This window comes from Maricurvus nonylphenolicus (assembly GCF_042854845.1).
GTDB classification, from domain to species: Bacteria; Pseudomonadota; Gammaproteobacteria; order Pseudomonadales; family Cellvibrionaceae; genus Maricurvus; species Maricurvus nonylphenolicus.
The window spans coordinates 5,094,166-5,113,470 of sequence record NZ_AP031498.1 but is presented as its reverse complement, the minus strand read 5'-3'; the positions used below and the strand labels follow the sequence as shown (position 1 = coordinate 5,113,470).

Sequence of the window (19,305 nt, the reverse complement as noted above, 5' to 3'; positions counted from 1 at the left end):
TGTTGGCAAGTCTATGAAGCCGCTGGTGATATTTTTAATGGGGCCGACCGCGTCGGGTAAAACTGACCTGGCCATCGCGCTGCAGCAGCGTTTGCCGGTCGATATTATCAGTGTCGATTCTGCATTGGTGTACCGGGGCATGGATATAGGCAGCGCCAAACCCTCGGCTGAGGAGCAGGCCCTGGCGCCACACCGATTGATTGATATCCGCGATCCCGCCGATAGTTACTCCGCTGCCGACTTCCGCGCTGATGCCTTACGTGAGATTGAAGCCATAGTCGCACAGGGCCGAATCCCACTACTGGTGGGTGGCACCATGATGTATTTCAAGGCGTTGTTGGAAGGCATGGCCGATATGCCGGCGGCTGATCCTGCCGTTCGTGCTGAGATTGAAGCGCTGGCTGCCGAAAAGGGTTGGCCACATATTCATCAGTTGTTAGCTGAAGTCGATCCGCAAACGGCGGCGGAGATTCACCCCAACCACTCTCAGCGTTTGTCTCGTGCGCTGGAGGTTTACCGTGTCTCCGGTCGGACCATGACCGAATTGCGTGTCGAGCAGCAGCGCGATCAGGATGATCTGCACCAGAAATATAACGTTGTGCAGTTTGCCATTGGCCCCCGTGACCGCTCGGTATTACACCAACGTATCGAAAAGCGTTTTGGTGTGATGTTGCAGCAGGGCTTTATTGATGAAGTTAAATCTTTGCGTCAGCGTGCCGATCTCCATAAAGACCTGCCTGCGATTCGAGCGGTGGGTTACCGTCAGGTATGGGAATACTTGGACGGGGACTACGATTATGAGGAGATGGTCGCCAAAGGTGAAGCGGCAACCCGCCAGTTGGCCAAGCGTCAATTGACCTGGTTACGGGGTTGGGAGGGCCTGCATTGGCTCTATACAGACACTGAAACCGGTGAAACAGTAAAAAAAGCTCAAGTTTTACTTGAATTGTTGAACTTTTTGCCCCATCTACCTCTATAATAGCTAGGGCGTATAACTATACGCTGCTTATGTCAGTTTTATTAAACGCTTGGTGTTCACTTCTGACTTGTCCCGAAGAATCATAATTAGGGCTTACAGGTCGGGTCCTTTGGGTGAATGCTTTTATTTTTTGCTTATTTCTTGTTCAAAGGAGAATAATTATGTCAAAAGGGCATAGCTTACAAGACCCTTACTTGAATGTGCTGCGTAAAGAGCGCATTCCCGTTTCCATCTACCTGGTAAACGGTATTAAATTGCAGGGGCAAGTAGAATCTTTCGACCAATTTGTTGTACTGCTCAAGAACACTGTGAGCCAGATGGTCTACAAGCACGCTATTTCCACCATCGTTCCATCCCGCGCTGTGCGTGTTCCTATGCTGAACCCACAAGCTGGCCAGGAAGGTGGCGAAGGCGAGGGTTAATCCTTTCGCTGTTTTATGAGGTCTTCCGTTGTTTTTTGAACGACCTGAATCCGGTGAACTGGCGGTGCTGGTTCACCTGGAATTCCCCCAAAATTCTGATCCCGACGATCCCCGCGAATTTGAGGAGCTGGTGTTATCCGCCGGTGGTGATCCCGTTGACTTTATAACCGGTCAGCGTGCGACCCCTAATGCCCGCTTTTTTGTCGGCACGGGTAAACTCGAAGAATTACGCGCGGCGGTCAAGGCTCACGAAGCTGAGCTGGTGATCTTTAATCACACCCTGTCACCGAGTCAGGAGCGTAACCTGGAAGCTGAATTGCAGTGCCGGGTGCTCGACCGTACCGGCTTGATTCTGGATATCTTTGCCCAGCGCGCCCGTACCCACGAAGGTAAATTGCAGGTTGAATTGGCCCAGCTGCGGCATATGTCGACCCGCCTGATCCGTGGCTGGACCCACTTGGAGCGCCAGAAGGGTGGTATCGGTTTGCGTGGTCCGGGTGAAACGCAGCTGGAAACTGATCGGCGTTTGCTGCGCGGACGTATAAAGACTATTGAGAAACGTCTGGAGAAGGTTCGCAAGCAGCGCGATCAGGGCCGACGTTCACGCCAGCGTGCCGATGTGCCAACGGTGTCTCTGGTGGGTTATACCAACGCCGGTAAGTCGACGCTGTTTAATTCGATTACTGATGCCGGGGTGTATGCCCAGGACCAGTTGTTTGCAACCCTGGATCCCACCATGCGGAGGGTAGAGCTGCCCGATGTGGGGGCTGCAGTTTTGGCTGATACGGTAGGATTTATCAGTCACTTGCCACACCGTCTGGTGGAAGCCTTTCGGGCGACCCTGGAAGAGGCGTCCAATGCCGACCTGTTGTTGCATGTGATCGATGCCGCTGCCGAAGAGCGTTTGCGTAATATCGATCAGGTAGAAGTGGTACTGGAAGAAATTGGCGCTGGTGAGCTGCCGCAGTTAAAAATCTATAACAAGATTGATTTGCTGCAGGACTTTGAGCCTCGTGTGGATCGCGACGACAGTGGTCGCCCGATTGCCGTTTGGCTATCTGCACAAACTGGCGCTGGGGTTGAACTCTTTTACACCGCCGTTGCCGAATTGCTGGGCGAGGAGCTGATTCAGGAAAAATTGATCTTGCCGCCAGCACAAAGTCGATTGCGGGCTAAACTCTATGAACACAATGCGGTTACTGAAGAGGCTTACACCGACAAGGGTGAGAGCGAAGTAAGTATTCGCATTCCCAAGCCTGACCTGCTGCGTATACTCAGTAATGAAAACATTCACTGGCAGGATTTGCAGTGGCTGGAAGGTAATGCCAAGGCCCATCTGGATGATACGCCGGATTGGGAACAACCTTAAAATGTATCAGTAAGATGATTTCTGAATAGCCACAATTTTTGAGTGATAGTTTTCTGGTTGCAGGCTTTGTTAGAATCCCTTTAGTTTGGTGCTAGTCGAAGGCGCCAATGACAATAACCGATGGAGATAACCTATGGCCTGGAATGAACCGGGTGGTAACAACCAAGACCCTTGGGGTGGCAAGCGAGGCAATGATGGCCCGCCCGACCTCGATGAGGCACTGAAAAAATTCCAAGAGAAGATTAACGGCCTGTTCGGTGGCTCCAGCGGCGGTGGTGCCGGCGGTAGTGGTGCACCGGGTTTAAGTGGTGCCAGCATTGTGTTCTTGCTGGTTGCACTGGTTGTTGTCTATGCCGCATTTGGTGTGTATCAGGTGAACGAACAGGAGCGCGCCGTTGTGCTGCGTCTGGGTGTTTACTCTGAAACCAAACAGCCAGGTCTGCGCTGGAATCCACCGTTGATTGATAGTGTCACGGTTGTGAACGTCACCAAAGTACGTCTGCACAGCTCCAAAGGCCAGATGCTGACCGAAGACTTGAACATCGTTGATGTGAATCTGTCGGTACAGTACAAGATTGCCGATGCCTCCGAGTTTGTACTTAAGGTACGTAACCCCGAGCGCAGTCTGGCAGAAGCCACTGATTCGGCCCTGCGCCACGTTGTCGGTTCTACCGAGATGCACGAAGTACTGACCGAAGGTCGTGCTCGTATTGCTATCGAGGTTCAGCAGCGTTTGCAGGAATACCTGGATGATTATCAAACCGGTATTCAGATCAACACCATTAACGTGGAAGGCACCTCGCCTCCCCGTGAAGTACAAGCTGCATTCGATGATGTGAACAAGGCGCGTGAAGATGAAGAGCGTCTGAAGAACGAAGCCGAAGCTTACGCTAACGGTATCATTCCGGAAGCGCGTGGTAAGGCCCAGCGTGTGATCGAAGAAGCCAACGCCTACAAAGCCCAGGTGGTTGCCCAGGCAGAAGGTGAGGCGCAGCGTTTCGAGAAGCTGCTTACCGAGTACAAAAAAGCCCCTAAGGTTACCCGCGAGCGTCTGTACCTGGATGCTGTGCAGCAGGTCATGGCCAACAGCTCCAAGATTATGGTTGATGTGGAAGGTGGCAATAACATGATGTACCTGCCGCTGGACAAGATTGTTAGCCAGTCCAAGGTAAGCCGCAGCGCCGAGGAAATCTCTCCGACTGTGATCCGCGAAATCAGTAACCGTGTTGCTGACCAGCTTCGCCGAGAGTCCATCAACACACGTCGCAGGGAGATTCGCTAATCATGAGTAATAAAATGTTAGGCGTGTTGATCAGCTTGGCGATTGCCCTGATTGTTGCCTCCAACACACTGTTTATCATCAAGGAAACCGAGCGCGGCGTTCTGCTGAAATTTGGTCAGGTGGTAGATGCTGATCTGAAACCTGGATTGCACATTAAAGCACCACTGATGCACGAAGTGCGCAAGTTCGACGGCCGTGTACTGACTCTGGATGCTGCCCCAGCTCGATTCCTGACCCTGGAAAAGAAAGGCGTTATCGTAGATTCCTTCGCCAAATGGCGCATTGTGGATACCAGCACCTTCTACACCGCGACTAACGGTGAGGAATTGACTGCCCGTAATGCGTTGGAGAAGCGTATCAACGAAGGTTTGCTGAACGAATTCGCCAGGCGCTCGCTGCAGGAAGTGGTAAGTGGTGAGCGTGATCAGCTAATGAACTCACTGACCGATGAGCTTAATGAGGTGGTTCAGAAGAGCTACGGTGTTGAGCTGATCGATATCCGTGTGAAGCGTATCGACCTGCCAGAGCAGGTAAGTGACTCGGTATTTAACCGTATGACTACCGAGCGTGAGCGTGAAGCCCGTGAGCATCGCTCAAAGGGTAAAGAGCAAGCCGAAGTGATTCGTGCTGATGCCGATCGTCAACGCACTATTCTGGAGGCGGAAGCCTACCGTGACTCCGAGCTGCTGCGTGGTGAAGGTGATGCGGAAGCCGCGGCCATCTACGCCAATGCCTACAGCAAGGATCCTGAGTTCTACCGCTTTGTGCGCAGTCTGAATGCCTATAAAGAGACCTTTAAAGGCAAGGACGACCTGCTGGTAGTTGATCCGGATAGCGACTTCTTCCGCTATCTGAACGACACCAAGGGCGGTTCCAGCCGTTAATCGCCTTTAAGACACATTTGCCGTCGATTTGACGGCAAATGGATGTTCTTTAACCGCAGTATTAATGGTAGAATTACGTAACCGGGTCATTTGGCCCGGTTTTTTTGTGTCGGCAGCCCTGAAAGCGGGTTGTTCGCAAAGGTAAGGGTGTCACGCAATGTGGGAAGAACTGGGCAGGGCTCTATGCCTGATGTTGGTACTCGAGGGTATCATGCCGTTTCTTAACCCCGGGCGTTGGCGCCGTCTGGTTGCCACCCTGGCGATGGTCAATGACCGTCAGCTCCGTCTGATGGGGCTCGCCAGTATGTTATTGGGCATCGGACTGCTATACCTCATTAAGTAGCGCATAAGCTACAGACTTTAAACGCAATGCATAGATAAGGGATTGTAAGTCACAATGACCTACGCCGATCGCTGGTTACTGCCTGACGGAGTGGAAGATCTTCTGCCACAGCAGGCACAATCTATCGAACAACTGCGTCGTCGCCTGCTGAATTTGTACGGTGGCTGGGGCTATGAAATGGTGATTCCGCCACTGCTGGAATACACCGATTCCCTGTTAATTGGTCTGGGCCGTGACCTCGACCTGATGACGTTTAAGGTGACCGACCAACTCAGTGGTCGCACCATGGGCATCCGTGCGGACATTACCCCACAGATCGCCCGCATTGACGCCCATAGCCTGAAGCGCTCTGGGCCGTCCCGTTTCTGTTACGCCGGTCATGTACTGCACGCCAAGCCGAAGTCGGCCTTGGCCACTCGCCTGCCAATTCAGGCTGGTGTTGAGCTTTACGGTGAGGCCGGTTTGGATGCCGATATTGAAGTGGTGTCCCTGCTGCTGGAATCTCTGCAGGCCGTGGGCCTGGATACCCTGCATATCGATCTGGGTCATGTGGGTATCTTCCGCGCCCTGGCTGAAGCGGCTGGCTTGAACAGCGAGCAGGAAGAAACCTTGTTTGACCTGTTGCAAGGTAAAGCGGTGACCGAAATCGCCGCCTGGATTGATGCCAATATTCAAGACGCCGCTATGGCTGCCATGCTGCAAACATTGCCAAGCCTGGCCGGTGGTCAGGACATCCTGGCGGTAGCGCGTGAAAAACTGGCTGAGGCGCCAGACGAAGTACTGGCTGCTATCGATGAGCTGGAAGCTGTGGCAGAGGTTGTGGCGGCTCGCTACAGCAATGCCAAACTGTATTTTGATTTAAGTGAGCTGCGTGGTTACCACTACCATACCGGTATTGTGTTTGCGGCGTTCGCGCCAGGTTATGGTGAAGCTGTGGCTAACGGTGGTCGCTATGACCATATCGGTGAAGTCTTTGGTAATGCCCGTGCAGCAACCGGTTTTGCGGTAGATCTGACCGCGCTGGTACGTTTGGGTATCGGTGAGCAGGCGTCGGGCAAGGCGATTTTTGCGCCGGCAACCGAAGAGGCTGGTCAATGGCAGGCCATCATCGCGCTGCGTAGCCAGGGTGAAAAAGTGATTTGCGGTTTGGGCGAGCAGGCTGCGGCCGATGTGGCCGAACAGTGTGATCGTCAACTGGTGTTGGATGGCGGTGAATACCGTGTTCAACCCCTGAATTCTTAATTTTTTATTGCTAGTGAGTTAGACAGACAATGGGTAAGAACGTTGTTGTACTGGGCACCCAGTGGGGTGATGAAGGTAAGGGTAAAATCGTTGATCTGCTGACCGACCAGGTTTCTCTGGTGGCCCGGTTCCAGGGTGGTCATAACGCTGGTCATACTCTGGTAATCGACGGCAAGAAAACCGTCCTGCACCTGATTCCCTCCGGTATCCTGCGCGAAGGCGTAACCTGCATGATCGGCAACGGTGTGGTTCTGGCCCCCGATGCCCTGATCAAAGAGATGGCTGGCCTGGAAGAGCAGGGTGTACCTGTTCGCGAGCGTCTGCGTCTGTCTCCAGCATGCCCGCTGATTCTGCCTTACCATGTTGCCCTGGATCAGGCTCGTGAGATTGCTCGCGGCAACGCCAAGATCGGTACCACCGGTCGCGGTATTGGCCCTGCCTACGAAGACAAGGTAGCGCGTCGCGGTCTGCGTCTGGGTGATCTGATGAACCCGGAGCGTTTCGCCACCAAGCTGAAAGAAGTGCTGGAATACCATAACTTCGCGCTGGCTAACTACTACAAGGTTGATGCCCTGGATTACGATAAAGTCCTGGCTGACGCTCTGGCCTGGGGTGAACAACTGAAGCCACTGATTGCTGATGTGACCCACGACCTGCATACCGCTCGTGAAGCTGGTGAAAGCATTCTGTTTGAAGGTGCTCAGGGTTCCCTGCTGGATATCGACCATGGTACCTACCCGTTTGTAACTTCTTCCAATACCACTGCTGGTGGCGTTGCGACTGGTTCCGGTGTTGGCCCTCTGTACCTGGATTACGTTCTGGGTATCACCAAGGCGTACACCACCCGTGTAGGTTCCGGTCCTTTCCCAACCGAGCTGGGTTGTGAAGTGGGTCAGCATCTGGGTGAGAAAGGCCACGAGTTCGGTGCCACCACCGGTCGTCAGCGTCGCACCGGTTGGTTTGATGCCGTTGCAGTTCGCCACGCGATCCGTATCAACTCCATCTCCGGTTTGTGTCTGACCAAGCTGGATGTACTGGACGGCCTGAAAGAAGTGAAAATCTGTGTTGGCTACAAAGATGCCAACGGTAACGACATCAGTGTTCCTTTCGATGCTGAAGGTTGGGAAGAAGTACAGCCAGTTTACGAAAGCATGCCTGGCTGGGATGAGAGTACCTTCGGTGTTCAAAGCTGGGATGCCCTGCCTGCCAATGCCCAAGCCTACATCAAGCGTCTGGAAGAGCTGGTAGGTGCGCCTGCCGATATCGTTTCCACCGGCCCTGATCGTGTTGAGACCATTGTGCTGCGTCACCCGTTCGCCTAAGCGGCAACCGGAACCAGCCTCGAAAAACCGCCACCTAGTGTGGCGGTTTTTTTATGTCTGCGATTTAGGTGTTCTAAGGCCGGGGTCAGACCCCATCGCAGGCACGTTTTAGTGGGACATAAAAAAGCCCGCTCAATGAGCGGGCTAAAGAAGAGAAGAAACTGACTAACTAAAAGCTTGGAGAGCGCTTACCTACTAAATTCGGTTTAGCTGCGCAGATCGTCTGCAGCAATAGCACTCAACAAGCTCAGGGCAACAGTGAAAGTAACAGTAGTAATAGCCATGTGAAGCTCCGTTGAGGTGTTTGTTTAACTTGGTAACCAGTTTACTTTTTGCCCTGATATGTATCCAATGTTTAAATTTCACAAATTATATGATTTGAATTCATGTTGTGTGGTGCTTACGCAGGGGTACGACCCGCAGGGTACCCACCAAAAGTAGGCGCTTTAGGCGAAACGCTTCGTGGGGCAGGCTCTCGGACCCCATTCATGGCAAGTTGAAAGAATCATAGGCATAAAAAAGCCCGCTAAGAAGCGGGCTAAAATAAGTAACACTGAGGAGAGTGTTAAAGAGAAGAAACTGACTAGCTAAAAACTTGGAGAGCGCTTACCTACTAAATTCGGATTTATTTCTGCAGATCGTCTGCAGCAATAACGCTCAACAAGCTCAGGGCAACAGTGAAAGTAACAGCAGTAATAGTCATGTGAAGCTCCGTTGAGGTGTTTGTTTAACTTGGTAACCAGTTTACTTTTTGCACTGATATGTATCCAATGTTTAAATTTCACAAATGATATGATTTGTATTCATGTTATGGTGCCAAGAATGCCGGGGTACGACCCGCAGGGTCGGACCCCTGGTATGCGGCACAAAGGCGGGGTCTGACCCTGCGGGTCAGACCCCATTCGTATTTTCGTGAGGAAAATTGCAGATAAAAAAAAGCCCGCAAGATGCGGGCTTCAAGGATTGCAGGATAATAAAAAAGTAAAACTGACTAACTCAAACTGTTTGGAGAGTGTTTGCCTGATGTTCTTAGGCGTGGAACGCGTCTACGTGTAGGTCGTCGTAGGCGATCGCCGCCAGCAGGGTCAGGGATACAGTGAAAGTCAAAGCTAAAATAGTCATGGCTGTGTTCCTCTGAAAAGTTCGCTAACCGTTTAAGTTGAAATCAGTATAGGTTTTCGCCTGATAGTCCTCCAATGTTTTGTTGTCACGTGTATAATGAATTCAAATCATATTGTCTGTGGGCAGTGAAATGACTGGGAGGAATAGCGATGGATATCCGTCAATTAGGCCGCATTGACCTGAATCTGTTAGTGGCACTGCAGGCGTTGCTGGAGGAGCGCAATGTCTCCAAGGCGGCAGAACGGCTGTTTATCACCCAGTCGGCAATGAGTAAGACCCTGGGTCGCTTGCGTACCCTGTTTGATGATCCATTATTTACCCGCACCTCAAGTGGTGTTGTGCCAACGCCGAGAGCAGAAGATCTGCAGCTACAGCTGGCCGCGGTCTTGGCTGACGTTCAGGGCTTGGTGGCCCCCAGTGAGTTTGATCCTGCGACCTATCAGGGTAATTTCACTTTGGTGATGCCCGATTATTTGGGCTTGCTGTTATTGCCAGCCTTAATGGAACAATTACAGGAAGAGGCACCGGGCATACAGTTGCAGGTGATTAGTCGGGCTGAGCACCAGCTTGACCGCCTGGCCAGTGGTGAATATGACTTTTGTTTGCAAATTGAGCAGCGTTACTACGCCCCTGAATTTGAAGTGATTACCCTGGGTGAGGCGACGCCAGTACTGGTGGCTCGCGAGGGGCACCCCTTACAGGGCACAGATTACAGCTGGGAAGATATCCTTAAGTATCCACAGCTGCAGCTCTATATCCCGGATCTGGAAGAAGCGGAATTCTTCTACGAAAACCCCGATATTATTGAACGCTTAAGCGAGCTTGAGCCAACGCTTGAAATTGCTCACGTATTTACCGCACTGCAGGTTATTCGGCGAACCGATTTTATTATGGCGAGCCCACCGATGTTTGAGCAGGAAGAGCGTTTAGCGGGTGGGGTTATTCCATTACCGTTACCGGCTGAGGGGCAATTTGATTTGCGTTATGTGATGGTGACCCATCAGCGTACCCAGCGATCCTTACCGCATCTTTATTTGTTACGGAAAATCCTGGCGTTTATCAGCGGTTATCGTAAGCAAATGGGTGTGCCATCGTTATTGGAACTCGGCAAGAATGCCGAGCTCGAGATTGTGAAAGAGATTGTGAAAGAGATTGTGGCTGGGAATTAGTTCTGGTTCCAGCGGATGCACTCTTCCAAGGTGACGCCATTGCCACCAAAAATATCCAGGGCACTGCCAATGGTGAGATCGACTTTGCCGCTGGAGAGTTGATCGACCAGTTCCAAATCTTCCAGTGATCGTGCGCCACCAGCGTAGGTCACCGGGATTTGGCAGTTTTGCCCCAGATGGCGCACCAGGTCTTCATCAATACCGCCCTGCAGACCTTCAACATCAGCGGCGTGAATCAGAAACTCAGCGCAGTGCTTACTCAGTTGATGCAGGGTTTCAGTATCAACACGCGTATCGGTCACGGTTTGCCAGCGATTGGTGGCGATATTCCAGCCCTGCTCTGTACGGCGACAGCTTAAGTCCAGAATCAGTCTATCTTTACCGGTGACCGCTTTGATTTTTTCCAATCGCTCCCAGGAAAACTGATCATTCTCAAACAGGTAGGAGGTGACAATTACGTGCGATGCGCCGGCCTCCAAAAACTCCGCTGCGTTATCAGCGTTAACACCGCCGCCGAACTGCAGGCCGCCGGGCCAGGTTTGCAGGGCTTTTAATGCTTCTTCTTTGTTACCTGGGCCCAGAGCAATTACGTGGCCCCCGGTGAGGTTGTGTTCGCGGTAGAGTTTGGCGTAATAGGCCGCATCATAGGGACTGACATAGTTAGTGTCGGCGCCTTCATCGTTCAGGCTGCCGCCTACAATTTGTTTGACCTTGCCTTGATGCAGGTCGATACAGGGGCGAAACAGGGTCACCGGGGTTCTCCGCTGGGTGGTTGGGATCAATTGGGGTTCTGAATGGGGCCGGGGTACGACCCGCAGGGTTGGCCCCCTTCGTGCCAGGTGCGGGGATTATACCGGAAAGTATGTTTACTCGGCAGTGGCTAGCTCGGCTTCTATTTCAATGGTGTCGGCACGGGGAATGGCTGTACCCACTTCCAGCTCTTCAAACCAATCCAAAAAGCGCTGAATATTATCGCCGGTGAAAATGCGACCGTGCTGCGGTGCCATGATGTCGATATCCAGTTTTCGTACCCGATTAATCCAGTCGAGTTTAGCCTCGTTGGAAGGCATCCAGCGCTGGTGGAATTTTTTCATCTTCGGAATATGTTCATCGAAGTCTTCCACCTTCATAGGGGCATTAACGGGTTCAAGTGCTGCGCCAACATCTCCGCTCATTAATACTTTGGCGTGGGGGTCATAAATATGGAAGTTACCCGATGAGTGCAGGTAGTGTGCAGGCACCATTTCTATTTCAACGCTGCCCAGAGTGATGGTACCGCCTTCATCGGCGATCGGCATATAGGTAATATTGTTCATGCCGAAGTGGCGAATAAAGCCTTCCCACAACCAGGGAGAAAACAGTCGGGCGTTGGGCAAGGTTTGGTCCCATAGCCCTAGCGAGGAAATAATATCCGGGTCCTGGTGGGAGGCAAAAATATCGGTAATTTCTTCCAGGGGTACCTCTCGTAAAACTGCGGCCAGCATCGGGGCAAATAACTCAATACCACCGGGATCCATCAGTAGTGCTTTTCCGCCTGCGCGTAACAGGTACTGGTTGGTGTCAATAATCTTTTCTGGTTTGTTTTCATCGCGGCCAAACATCAGCCAGCTGGTCTTGTCACTGGAGATCAGTTTATGTGTTTTCATAGTCGTGTCGTCTCTGATGTTTAACGCAGTGGGCTTAACGTGAAGGCAGTGCCAGCGAAGTCAGGGTTAGATCAAGCAGGTGTTGCGCCTGTAACAGATGTTGTTTGATGTTTTCCGCGGCAGAAGCAATATTGGCAGCGATGACTTCAAGCTGAAGTTGAAAGCTGCCCGCTTGCGATGCTTCCACTTTGGACGTGCTGGAAATTATGGCTGCGGATCGGATTTGCTGCTGGCTTTCATCCAGCTGCGATTTCAGTGTCCATAACAATCTTTGAAAGGACTCTTCCTGCTGTTTCAAATCACTTTGGGTTTGCTGTAATGGCGTGTTGATAGATGCAATAAACTCGGCAGTTGTCGCTGTATCCTTGACCTGCAGAAAATGCTGTAGGGCCTGATTAACCCGCTCGCGATTGGTTGCCTGGGTGGAAATGGCAATGGCATTTTGGGTAATGGCATTGGCCTGCTGAATCGTGGTTACTGCCAAGTCCTCAATAAAGCGGGTGATCGCACGAAAGCCCGATGCCTGTTGGCCTGCACGGGCGCTGACGGCGTGAGCATTCTTGGCAGTTAATGCCAGCTGCTCGGCAACCCGGGTAGCAAAGTGCAGTTCGGCGGCTATTTGCGCTGCCAGTACAAAGGTTTCGGGCTTGGCCATAACACTTGGTAAAGAATCGGTTATAAAGGGGGCTTCTTTTAAAAGTAGTGGTTTTTTTGAGATTTGCGAGTGCCGATACAATACTGTTGTGCTGAATCAATAGAAGGAGATTTAATGGCGCTTGCCTCTTCATTACTCTGAATAATTGATAGGTCGAAGAGGAGAGGCAGGGGGCTTGGTGATTTGATTGTGGATATTAAATTCAGCTCTAATCCGATCCAGAGTGCCATCCTGGCGCATGGCAGCAATGGCTCTGTCGAATGTGATACGAAAGTTTTTACTTTTGGCGTTATTCTTACTCCAGCAGATGTATAGCCCTCCATCGACATAATCTTTACCAACGACCTCCAGATTGTAAGATCGATAGGGGTAATGGTGTTGAAAAACATGCCTGGCCACCAAGGCGTTTTCCAACATCAGATCGATGCGATCAGGCCACTGAATCATATCAAGCAGTTGCTTTATACGGCTGACTTCTACGCGGATAACCTTGCCGCTGTCGAACAGTGCTCCGAGGGTTTCGCTTACCGCGTATCCTCGCACAATGCCAATGCGCTTGCCGATCAGATCTTCAGGACGAAGGTTGCTATTATTACTGCCTTCCAGCGCTAAAAAATGGCCGTCTCCGCTGGCCATAATTTCGCGGGAGACGTCGAATAAACCCTGGACCTCACTATTAATCCAGCAGCCAAACAGGCCGTGGTGGTCGCCTTTTTGTGCTGAGTACATGGCCCGCTTCCAGGGGATAAAAACCAAATCCATATGATGGCCTTCACGTTTAAATGCCTGTCGGGCAATCTCGGTGACAAAGCCACCCTTGGGAAGCTGTTCTCCAAAAAAAGGAGGCCAATCGACCGTGGCAAGCCTGACGGTTTCAGCGCTGACTATGCAGGGAAGATAAAGAATCAAAGCCCATAGCTTGTATCGAAGAGGGGTAGCCATAGTTCGCAACAAAAAATCACACAGATATGACCTTTATAATAGAGGTGGTTAGTCATATAGACGCAGTCTTTGACAGTGTGTTCTTCAAAAAGTTAACAAAAGCGCGGGTTTTGGCCGGAATATTCTCGCGCTTGGGGTAGAGGATGCTGATGGGGAAGCTGGCCGGTTGGTAGTCGGGAAGTAATCTTACCAAGCTGCCCATGGCGAGTTCTTCCTTGATGGCGTAGGTAGGCAGTACGGTGATACCACCGCCCTGTAGCGTGGCTTGTTTAATGGCGATATGGTCATTGCAGATGATCTTGCCCTGTAATTGGATCTGCTCTTTTATCCCGTCTTTGCTCATTTTCCACGTGTCGGCCATCTGGCCTTCCTCTGGGTTCCAGATAATGCAGTCGTGGCTGGCGAGCTCCGTTAAGCTTTGTGGGGTGCCTTGGCGGGCGAGATAATCCGGCGAGGCACAGCAGACCGCGTGGACTTCACAGAGGGGTTGGACAACCAAACTGGAGTCAGGCAGATCGCGCATGCGCAGGCAGATGTCATAACCTTTAGCGATGATATCGCTATAGGACTCAGTCAGAAAAAGCTCAATAGAGACCTTGGGGTATTGGGCCTGAAAAAGTGGCAGCAGCGGAGACAGTTGTAGGCGACCAAATAAGGGTGGGGCGGTAATTCTCAGCGTTCCCTGCGGTTTTTCTTGAAAGCGTGCAGCAACATCTTTGGCCAGTTCAAGTTCCTGAACAATGCGTTGGCTGTGTTGATAGAGTGACCAGCCCTCATCGGTAATCGTCAATTGCCGGGTTGATCGCTGAATCAGAATAACGCCCAGTTCCTTTTCAAGGGCGCTGATGCGCTTGCTGACGGATGATTTGGCAATATTAAGCTGCTCGGCAGCTTTGGAAAAACTGCCGGATTCTATGACCTGGTTGAAAATCACCATGCCTTGCAATTGGTCCATACACCCGCCTGTTGCTCACTGATCGGGTGTTTCCAAAAGGAAACACTAACACCTATTTTGTGATCTGTGTTTCCTTTTGTCTAGCAATTACGCGGCTAGGCTAAGAGCACTTTTATTAGGAGCACTTCGAGTTACCGCAACTTAGGCAGGTCTTGCAGCCATCCATGACGATCACCGCTTTGGTGTGGCACTTTAGGCACAGTTGAGCTGTTGGTGGATAGTCACTGCTGGATGAGGTTTCCAGCTGATTTTGCTGGTCATACTGTTGGCGCTTTTCTTCCAACACCTGTTTCTGCGCGGGGCTGAGCTCTTCCTCTTGAATCAGGCCGATAGACTTCATATGGGCTTCAATGGCATCACCGATCTCGGCCACCAGTGACGGCATAAAACGGCCGCCAGATTTAAAGTAACCACCCTGGGGGTCAAAAACCGCTTTTAACTCTTCAGCCAGAAACGTTACATCACCGCCCTTGCGGAAGACGGCAGAAATAACGCGGGTCAGAGCAACAACCCACTGAAAGTGTTCGAGGTTTTTGGAGTTAATAAAAATCTCAAACGGGCGACGTTGTTCGTGATCGGTGTCGGGGTTTAGCACTATGTCGTTGATGGTGATATAGAGTGCGTGGTCTGACAGCGGGGTTTTTATTTTATAGGTTGAGCCTACCAGCATTTCCGGACGATCAAGGTTCTCGTGCATATGCTCGATTTCACTTGTGTCCTGGACGTCGGCTTGTTTATCCTCATTTTTGTTAACAATGGCAAAGCCGGTAATTTTTTTATCGATCTTGGCGGTGTTCATAAATCCTCCCTAAAATTTTCCGTAGTAGCCTTCTTTTAAGGCGTCATACAAGTTGGCAGCGGTATGGTTTTCGCCATCGTATTCCACGGTGTCGTTGCCTTTGAGTTCTACCGTGCTGCCGTCCTCAAGGGTGAAGCGGTAAGTGGTATTTTCCAGATCCTCTTCTTTGACCAAAACACCCTGGAAGGCCTCGGGATTAAAGCGGAAGGTGGTACAACCCTTCAGGCCTTTCTCGTGAGCGTAGAGGTAAATATCCTTAAAACTGTCGTAGTTGATGTCGGTGGGCACGTTGATGGTTTTTGATATTGAGGAATCCACCCATCTTTGTGCGGCCGCCTGGACATCGACATGTTGCTGCGGTGTTATATCATCACTAACCACAAAGTAATCGGGCAGCTTATTGGCTGAATCACTGGCATAGGGCTCGGCATTGGCATTAATCAATGCGCGGTAGGCCAGTAGTTCATAGGAATAGACGTCGACTTTTTCTTTGGACTTTTTGCCCTCGCGAATAATGTTGCGCGAGTAGTGGTGGGCAAAACTGGGTTCGATACCATTACTGGCATTATTCGCCAGCGACAGGGAAATGGTGCCGGTCGGCGCGATGGAGGTGTGGTGGGTAAAGCGACAACCGTGTTCGACAATATCGTCGATGATGCTGGCATCCTCTTCGCCAACCTTTTGCATATAGCGGCTATAGCGGGCGTGCAGTATTTTAGCGCTGACCTTGTCACCCAGCTGATAGTGATCGGCAAGTTCAGGGCGCAGGCTTAAAAGTTCTGCAGTAAGTTCGACATCCTGCTCGAAGATAGGTGCAGGGCCTTTTTCCTTGGCCAGTTTCACGCCTTCGCGCCAACCTGTGATAGCCAGTGCTTTACTGACTTCTTCAGTAAAGGCGATGGAGTCCGGACTGCCATAGGCGATACCCAGCATGGTCAGTGTTGAGCCCAGACCCAAAAAGCCCATGCCATGACGGCGTTTACTGAGAATTTCCTGTTGTTGTTGCGGCAACGCCAGGCCATTAATTTCCACCACATTATCCAGCATGCGGGTAAAGATGCTGACCAGGCGAGAGAATTTCTGCCAATCGAAACTGACCTCATCAGTAAAGGCATGTTTGACAAATTGGGTGAGGTTGATGGAACCCAGCAAGCAGCTGCCATAGGGGGGCAGAGGTTGTTCGCCGCAGGGGTTGGTTGCACGAATGCTTTCACAAAACCAGTTGTTGTTAAATTCGTTAACCTTGTCAATCAGAATAAAACCCGGCTCCGCATAGTCGTAGGTGGACACCATAATCTGGTTCCATAGACGATCGGCGGGAATTATCTTACTGACTCGACAGGCAACCAACCCTTCCGGGTTGCGCACATAGTTATTGCCCAAGTGAGGCAGTTGCCGCCAGCAGACTTTTTCCGGATTAGCCAATTCTATCGGATCGCTGAGCAGTTCCTGCTCGGTGATAGGAAATGACAAAGGCCAGGGGGCTTTGTCTTTTACCGCTTTAACAAAGTCATCGGTGATCAATAACGATAAATTAAATTGCCTCAAGCGGCCGTCTTCGCGTTTGGCGCGAATAAAATCCTGCACGTCGGGATGGTGAATATCGAAGGTCGCCATCTGCGCACCGCGCCGCCCGCCCGCGGAGGAGACGGTAAAACACATCTTGTCAAAGATATCCATAAACGACAGTGGGCCGGAAGTATGTGCGCCAGCGCCAGAAACATAGGCCCCTTTGGGGCGTAACGTGGAAAACTCATAACCAATGCCACAACCTGCTTTAAGTGTTAGTCCGGCTTCGAGGTTTTTTTGCAGTATGCCTTCCATGGAGTCTTCGATGGTGCCAGACACGGTGCAGTTGATGGTAGAGGTGGCGGGTTTGTGATCACCTGCCCCGGCATTGGAAATAATACGGCCAGCGGGAATGGCGCCGTTTTCCAGTGCCCACAGAAATTCTTGTTGCCAGTGACGTTTTTGCTTGGGCTCTACATTCGCCAGGGCTTTGGCGATACGGCTATAGGTCTCGTGCAGGGATTGGTCGACGGCATTGCCTTGCTTGTCCTTAAGGCGATACTTTTTATCCCAGATGTCACTGGATGCAGGTTGCAGTTGCAGGGTGGCCATATCGAGGGATTGGCCGAGGGGCTGATCCGGGAGTTGATGGTTGTCCGCTGTTGGCTCAAGTTCCATATGTTGTTCTCATATCCAGGTTGAGGGGCTAGATGTAGTGGTTTGGCCAGTGATTATCGCGTGGTGGATAGAGCAGGTGTTGATCTGGATCAAGCGTCGGGGTGCGCTACTCCTTAAGGAGTAGCGCCAACTTCTGTGCAGGGCAGGAGAGTGAGGGCTGGGGGGTGGAGGCTAGGGATGAGGAGAGGTTAGCCTCTGCTTTTACAGGCTTCGAAGTCGATACCTTTTAGTTGTGGCACAAAGTTACAGGGCCCCTGGCGACTGTCGAGTTGGGAGGCAATAATGTCATCCCAACCGGTGCGGCAGGCATTGGTGCTACCCGGCAGGCAAAAAATCACGGTACCGTTTGCCATGCCGGCAATGGCGCGGGACTGAATCGTGCTGGTGCCGATCTGCTGTAGGGAGATCTGACGAAACAGTTCGCCAAAACCTTCAATGGTTTTATCCAACAGCGGGCTAACCGCTTCCGGGGTGCTGTCCCGAGCAGTAAAACCTGTGCCGCCGGTGATAACCACCGCATGGGTTTTATCATCGGCAATCCACTGGGAGAGCTGGGCGCGGATCTGATAGATATCATCGATCACAATAGCTTTACCAGACAGCTGGTGGCCAAACTCCTTCACTCTATCCACTAAAAGGCCGCCCGAGGTATCGGTATCCTCTGTGCGTGTATCGGATACGGTAAGGACCGCAATGTTTAAGGGAATTAAGGTTTCTGTTGTGTGGTGTCCCATGGTATTTCTCTTTTGTCTGTACTTTTTACGGCTAACTTAACCGCCTAGCATTGCCAGGTGTTTAGTGCTGCCGCTTATGCCCTGCTCGAGTTGATGACCAGCAAGCTTGTGCTGTACCAGATGGTGTAATCGCTGGGCAACGGCATCCGTGGATTCGTTGAGCAGGTGAGGGCGTAAATCAAGATTATCGTCAGCAAACAGGCACAGATGTAATTTACCTGATGAAGAAACTCGCAGGCGATTACAGCTGTTACAAAAATCCTTGCTATAGGGCATGATCAAACCAATATTGCCGACGAAGTCCGAGTGGGCATATTCCAGCGCAGGACCAGCGTGGGCATCGCGTAACTTGGGAATCCAACCTTGCTCAAGCAATTGTGTTTGTAATTCGGTACCGCGAACATGTTGAGCTTCAAAGAAATCGTGATTGTCTCCGGTTTGCATCAGCTCAATAAAGCGAATGGTAACTGGGCGGTCTTTTACGTAGGAAAAGAATTGATTTAACTCTTGCCAGTTGTACTGGCGCAGTAAAACGGCATTGAGTTTTACTGTTTTTATACCTTTGCTTATTGCGAGGTCTATACCGTTAAGGACTTCTCGCAGCTTGTCCTGACCGGTAATCAGGTGGAATGTCTCTGGACGTAGGCTGTCGGCACTCAGGTTGAGGTTGTCCAGACCGGCGTCAATATAGCTGTCAATCTCTTTGCTCAGCTTGTAACCGTTGGTAGTCAAGGCAACGGTTTCGATGCCCGGTGTGTTTTTACAAATGGCAATAATATCGGCCAGATCCTTACGCAGGCTGGGCTCGCCACCGGTGAGGCGGATTTTTCGGGTGCCACATTGCGCAAAGGCTTTGACCAGGGCTTCTATTTCCGCCAAGGTGAGAAAATCAGGTTTGCCTTCACTGCAGTAACCATCGGGCAGGCAGTAATTACAGCGGAAATTACATTGATCGGTAATGGATAGGCGCAAGTAGGTAAAGCGCCGTTTAAAATTATCTGTCAGTCTCATAAGCCTTTCCAAAAATGAAGCCTTGGATTTAATTCCAAGGGCTTCTCGGGAGGCAACTACATTTCTGTAGCAACCCGGCAGTTCTTTCCTCTGGCTTTTCTGTCACAAGCGTGAGGAAAAAACTGCGGCCAGCAAACCCTACATCCAAACCAACCGTAGGGAGAGTGAGAAGAGCAAAGCCTGGATGCTTAGGTTTTGCTGGCTCGGCAGTTAATCGTTAATTCCTTATTTTTAGTTAAAGG

The 19,305-nt window shown here is 51.2% G+C and carries 18 protein-coding genes and 1 riboswitch; of the genes, 9 read left to right on the top strand and 9 right to left on the bottom strand.

Annotated elements, in window-relative coordinates; all coding sequences use genetic code 11:
• Positions 1–13 precede the first annotated feature (13 nt).
• The 9 genes from miaA to ACGHZ6_RS22060 all read left to right on the top strand — a co-directional run bounded on the left by miaA (position 14) and on the right by ACGHZ6_RS22060 (position 10,134).
• Positions 14–979 carry a tRNA (adenosine(37)-N6)-dimethylallyltransferase MiaA gene (miaA, locus tag ACGHZ6_RS22100; protein ID WP_390616229.1) on the top strand — a complete coding sequence of 322 codons (966 nt, stop codon included), beginning with the start codon at positions 14–16 and terminating at the stop codon, positions 977–979.
• A 161-nt stretch (positions 980–1,140) separates the two neighbouring features.
• Positions 1,141–1,401 carry an RNA chaperone Hfq gene (gene hfq, locus ACGHZ6_RS22095; protein ID WP_390616228.1) on the top strand — a complete coding sequence of 87 codons (261 nt, stop codon included), beginning with the start codon at positions 1,141–1,143 and terminating at the stop codon, positions 1,399–1,401.
• A gap of 28 nt (positions 1,402–1,429) precedes the next feature.
• A complete protein-coding gene (gene hflX, locus ACGHZ6_RS22090) occupies positions 1,430–2,770 on the top strand; it encodes a ribosome rescue GTPase HflX (protein ID WP_390616227.1) in 1,341 nt (446 codons plus the stop codon).
• A 133-nt stretch (positions 2,771–2,903) separates the two neighbouring features.
• Positions 2,904–4,052, top strand: a complete 1,149-nt coding sequence (hflK, locus tag ACGHZ6_RS22085) for an FtsH protease activity modulator HflK (RefSeq protein ID WP_390616226.1) — start codon at positions 2,904–2,906, stop codon at positions 4,050–4,052.
• Positions 4,053–4,054: 2 nt separating this feature from the next.
• Positions 4,055–4,936: a protease modulator HflC gene (gene hflC / locus ACGHZ6_RS22080; protein WP_390616225.1), complete on the top strand. Its 882-nt coding sequence runs from the start codon at positions 4,055–4,057 to the stop codon at positions 4,934–4,936.
• A gap of 157 nt (positions 4,937–5,093) precedes the next feature.
• On the top strand, positions 5,094–5,279 hold the full coding sequence (locus ACGHZ6_RS22075) for a DUF2065 domain-containing protein (RefSeq protein ID WP_390616224.1): 186 nt from the start codon (positions 5,094–5,096) through the stop codon (positions 5,277–5,279).
• Between the two features lie 54 nt (positions 5,280–5,333).
• Entirely contained in the window at positions 5,334–6,521 is a 1,188-nt protein-coding gene (locus tag ACGHZ6_RS22070; protein ID WP_390616223.1) for an ATP phosphoribosyltransferase regulatory subunit, read from the top strand.
• Positions 6,522–6,550: 29 nt separating this feature from the next.
• Positions 6,551–7,843, top strand: a complete 1,293-nt coding sequence (locus tag ACGHZ6_RS22065; protein ID WP_390616222.1) for an adenylosuccinate synthase — start codon at positions 6,551–6,553, stop codon at positions 7,841–7,843.
• A gap of 1,271 nt (positions 7,844–9,114) precedes the next feature.
• Positions 9,115–10,134: a LysR family transcriptional regulator gene (locus ACGHZ6_RS22060; protein ID WP_390616221.1), complete on the top strand. Its 1,020-nt coding sequence runs from the start codon at positions 9,115–9,117 to the stop codon at positions 10,132–10,134.
• On the opposite strand, the gene hisA is transcribed toward ACGHZ6_RS22060, so the two are convergent.
• From hisA to moaA, 9 genes are all read right to left on the bottom strand, one after another.
• Positions 10,131–10,886 (bottom strand): phosphoribosylformimino-5-aminoimidazole carboxamide ribotide isomerase, encoded by a 756-nt coding sequence (gene hisA / locus ACGHZ6_RS22055; RefSeq protein ID WP_390616220.1) that lies wholly within the window; start codon positions 10,884–10,886, stop codon positions 10,131–10,133. The genes ACGHZ6_RS22060 and hisA overlap by 4 nt on opposite strands.
• Positions 10,887–11,000: 114 nt before the next feature.
• Positions 11,001–11,780: an MBL fold metallo-hydrolase gene (locus ACGHZ6_RS22050; protein WP_390616219.1), complete on the bottom strand. Its 780-nt coding sequence runs from the start codon at positions 11,778–11,780 to the stop codon at positions 11,001–11,003.
• Between the two features lie 34 nt (positions 11,781–11,814).
• The gene (locus tag ACGHZ6_RS22045; RefSeq protein WP_390616218.1) at positions 11,815–12,435 is read right to left on the bottom strand and encodes a hypothetical protein; all 621 of its coding nucleotides are present in this window, start codon (positions 12,433–12,435) and stop codon (positions 11,815–11,817) included.
• Positions 12,436–12,567: 132 nt separating this feature from the next.
• Positions 12,568–13,377 carry a substrate-binding periplasmic protein gene (locus ACGHZ6_RS22040; RefSeq protein WP_390616217.1) on the bottom strand — a complete coding sequence of 270 codons (810 nt, stop codon included), beginning with the start codon at positions 13,375–13,377 and terminating at the stop codon, positions 12,568–12,570.
• Positions 13,378–13,429: 52 nt separating this feature from the next.
• Entirely contained in the window at positions 13,430–14,332 is a 903-nt protein-coding gene (locus tag ACGHZ6_RS22035; RefSeq protein ID WP_390616216.1) for a LysR family transcriptional regulator, read from the bottom strand.
• Positions 14,333–14,447: 115 nt separating this feature from the next.
• Positions 14,448–15,131 carry an NrdJb gene (locus tag ACGHZ6_RS22030; protein ID WP_390616215.1) on the bottom strand — a complete coding sequence of 228 codons (684 nt, stop codon included), beginning with the start codon at positions 15,129–15,131 and terminating at the stop codon, positions 14,448–14,450.
• A 9-nt stretch (positions 15,132–15,140) separates the two neighbouring features.
• Positions 15,141–17,252 (bottom strand): adenosylcobalamin-dependent ribonucleoside-diphosphate reductase, encoded by a 2,112-nt coding sequence (locus tag ACGHZ6_RS22025; protein ID WP_390619203.1) that lies wholly within the window; start codon positions 17,250–17,252, stop codon positions 15,141–15,143.
• Between the two features lie 254 nt (positions 17,253–17,506).
• On the bottom strand, positions 17,507–18,052 hold the full coding sequence (gene moaB, locus ACGHZ6_RS22020; protein ID WP_390616214.1) for a molybdenum cofactor biosynthesis protein B: 546 nt from the start codon (positions 18,050–18,052) through the stop codon (positions 17,507–17,509).
• Between the two features lie 36 nt (positions 18,053–18,088).
• Positions 18,089–19,063 (bottom strand): GTP 3',8-cyclase MoaA, encoded by a 975-nt coding sequence (gene moaA / locus ACGHZ6_RS22015; protein WP_390616213.1) that lies wholly within the window; start codon positions 19,061–19,063, stop codon positions 18,089–18,091.
• A riboswitch (molybdenum cofactor riboswitch) is annotated at positions 19,049–19,284 on the bottom strand. Its footprint overlaps the gene before it by 15 nt.
• Positions 19,285–19,305: the final 21 nt, after the last annotated feature.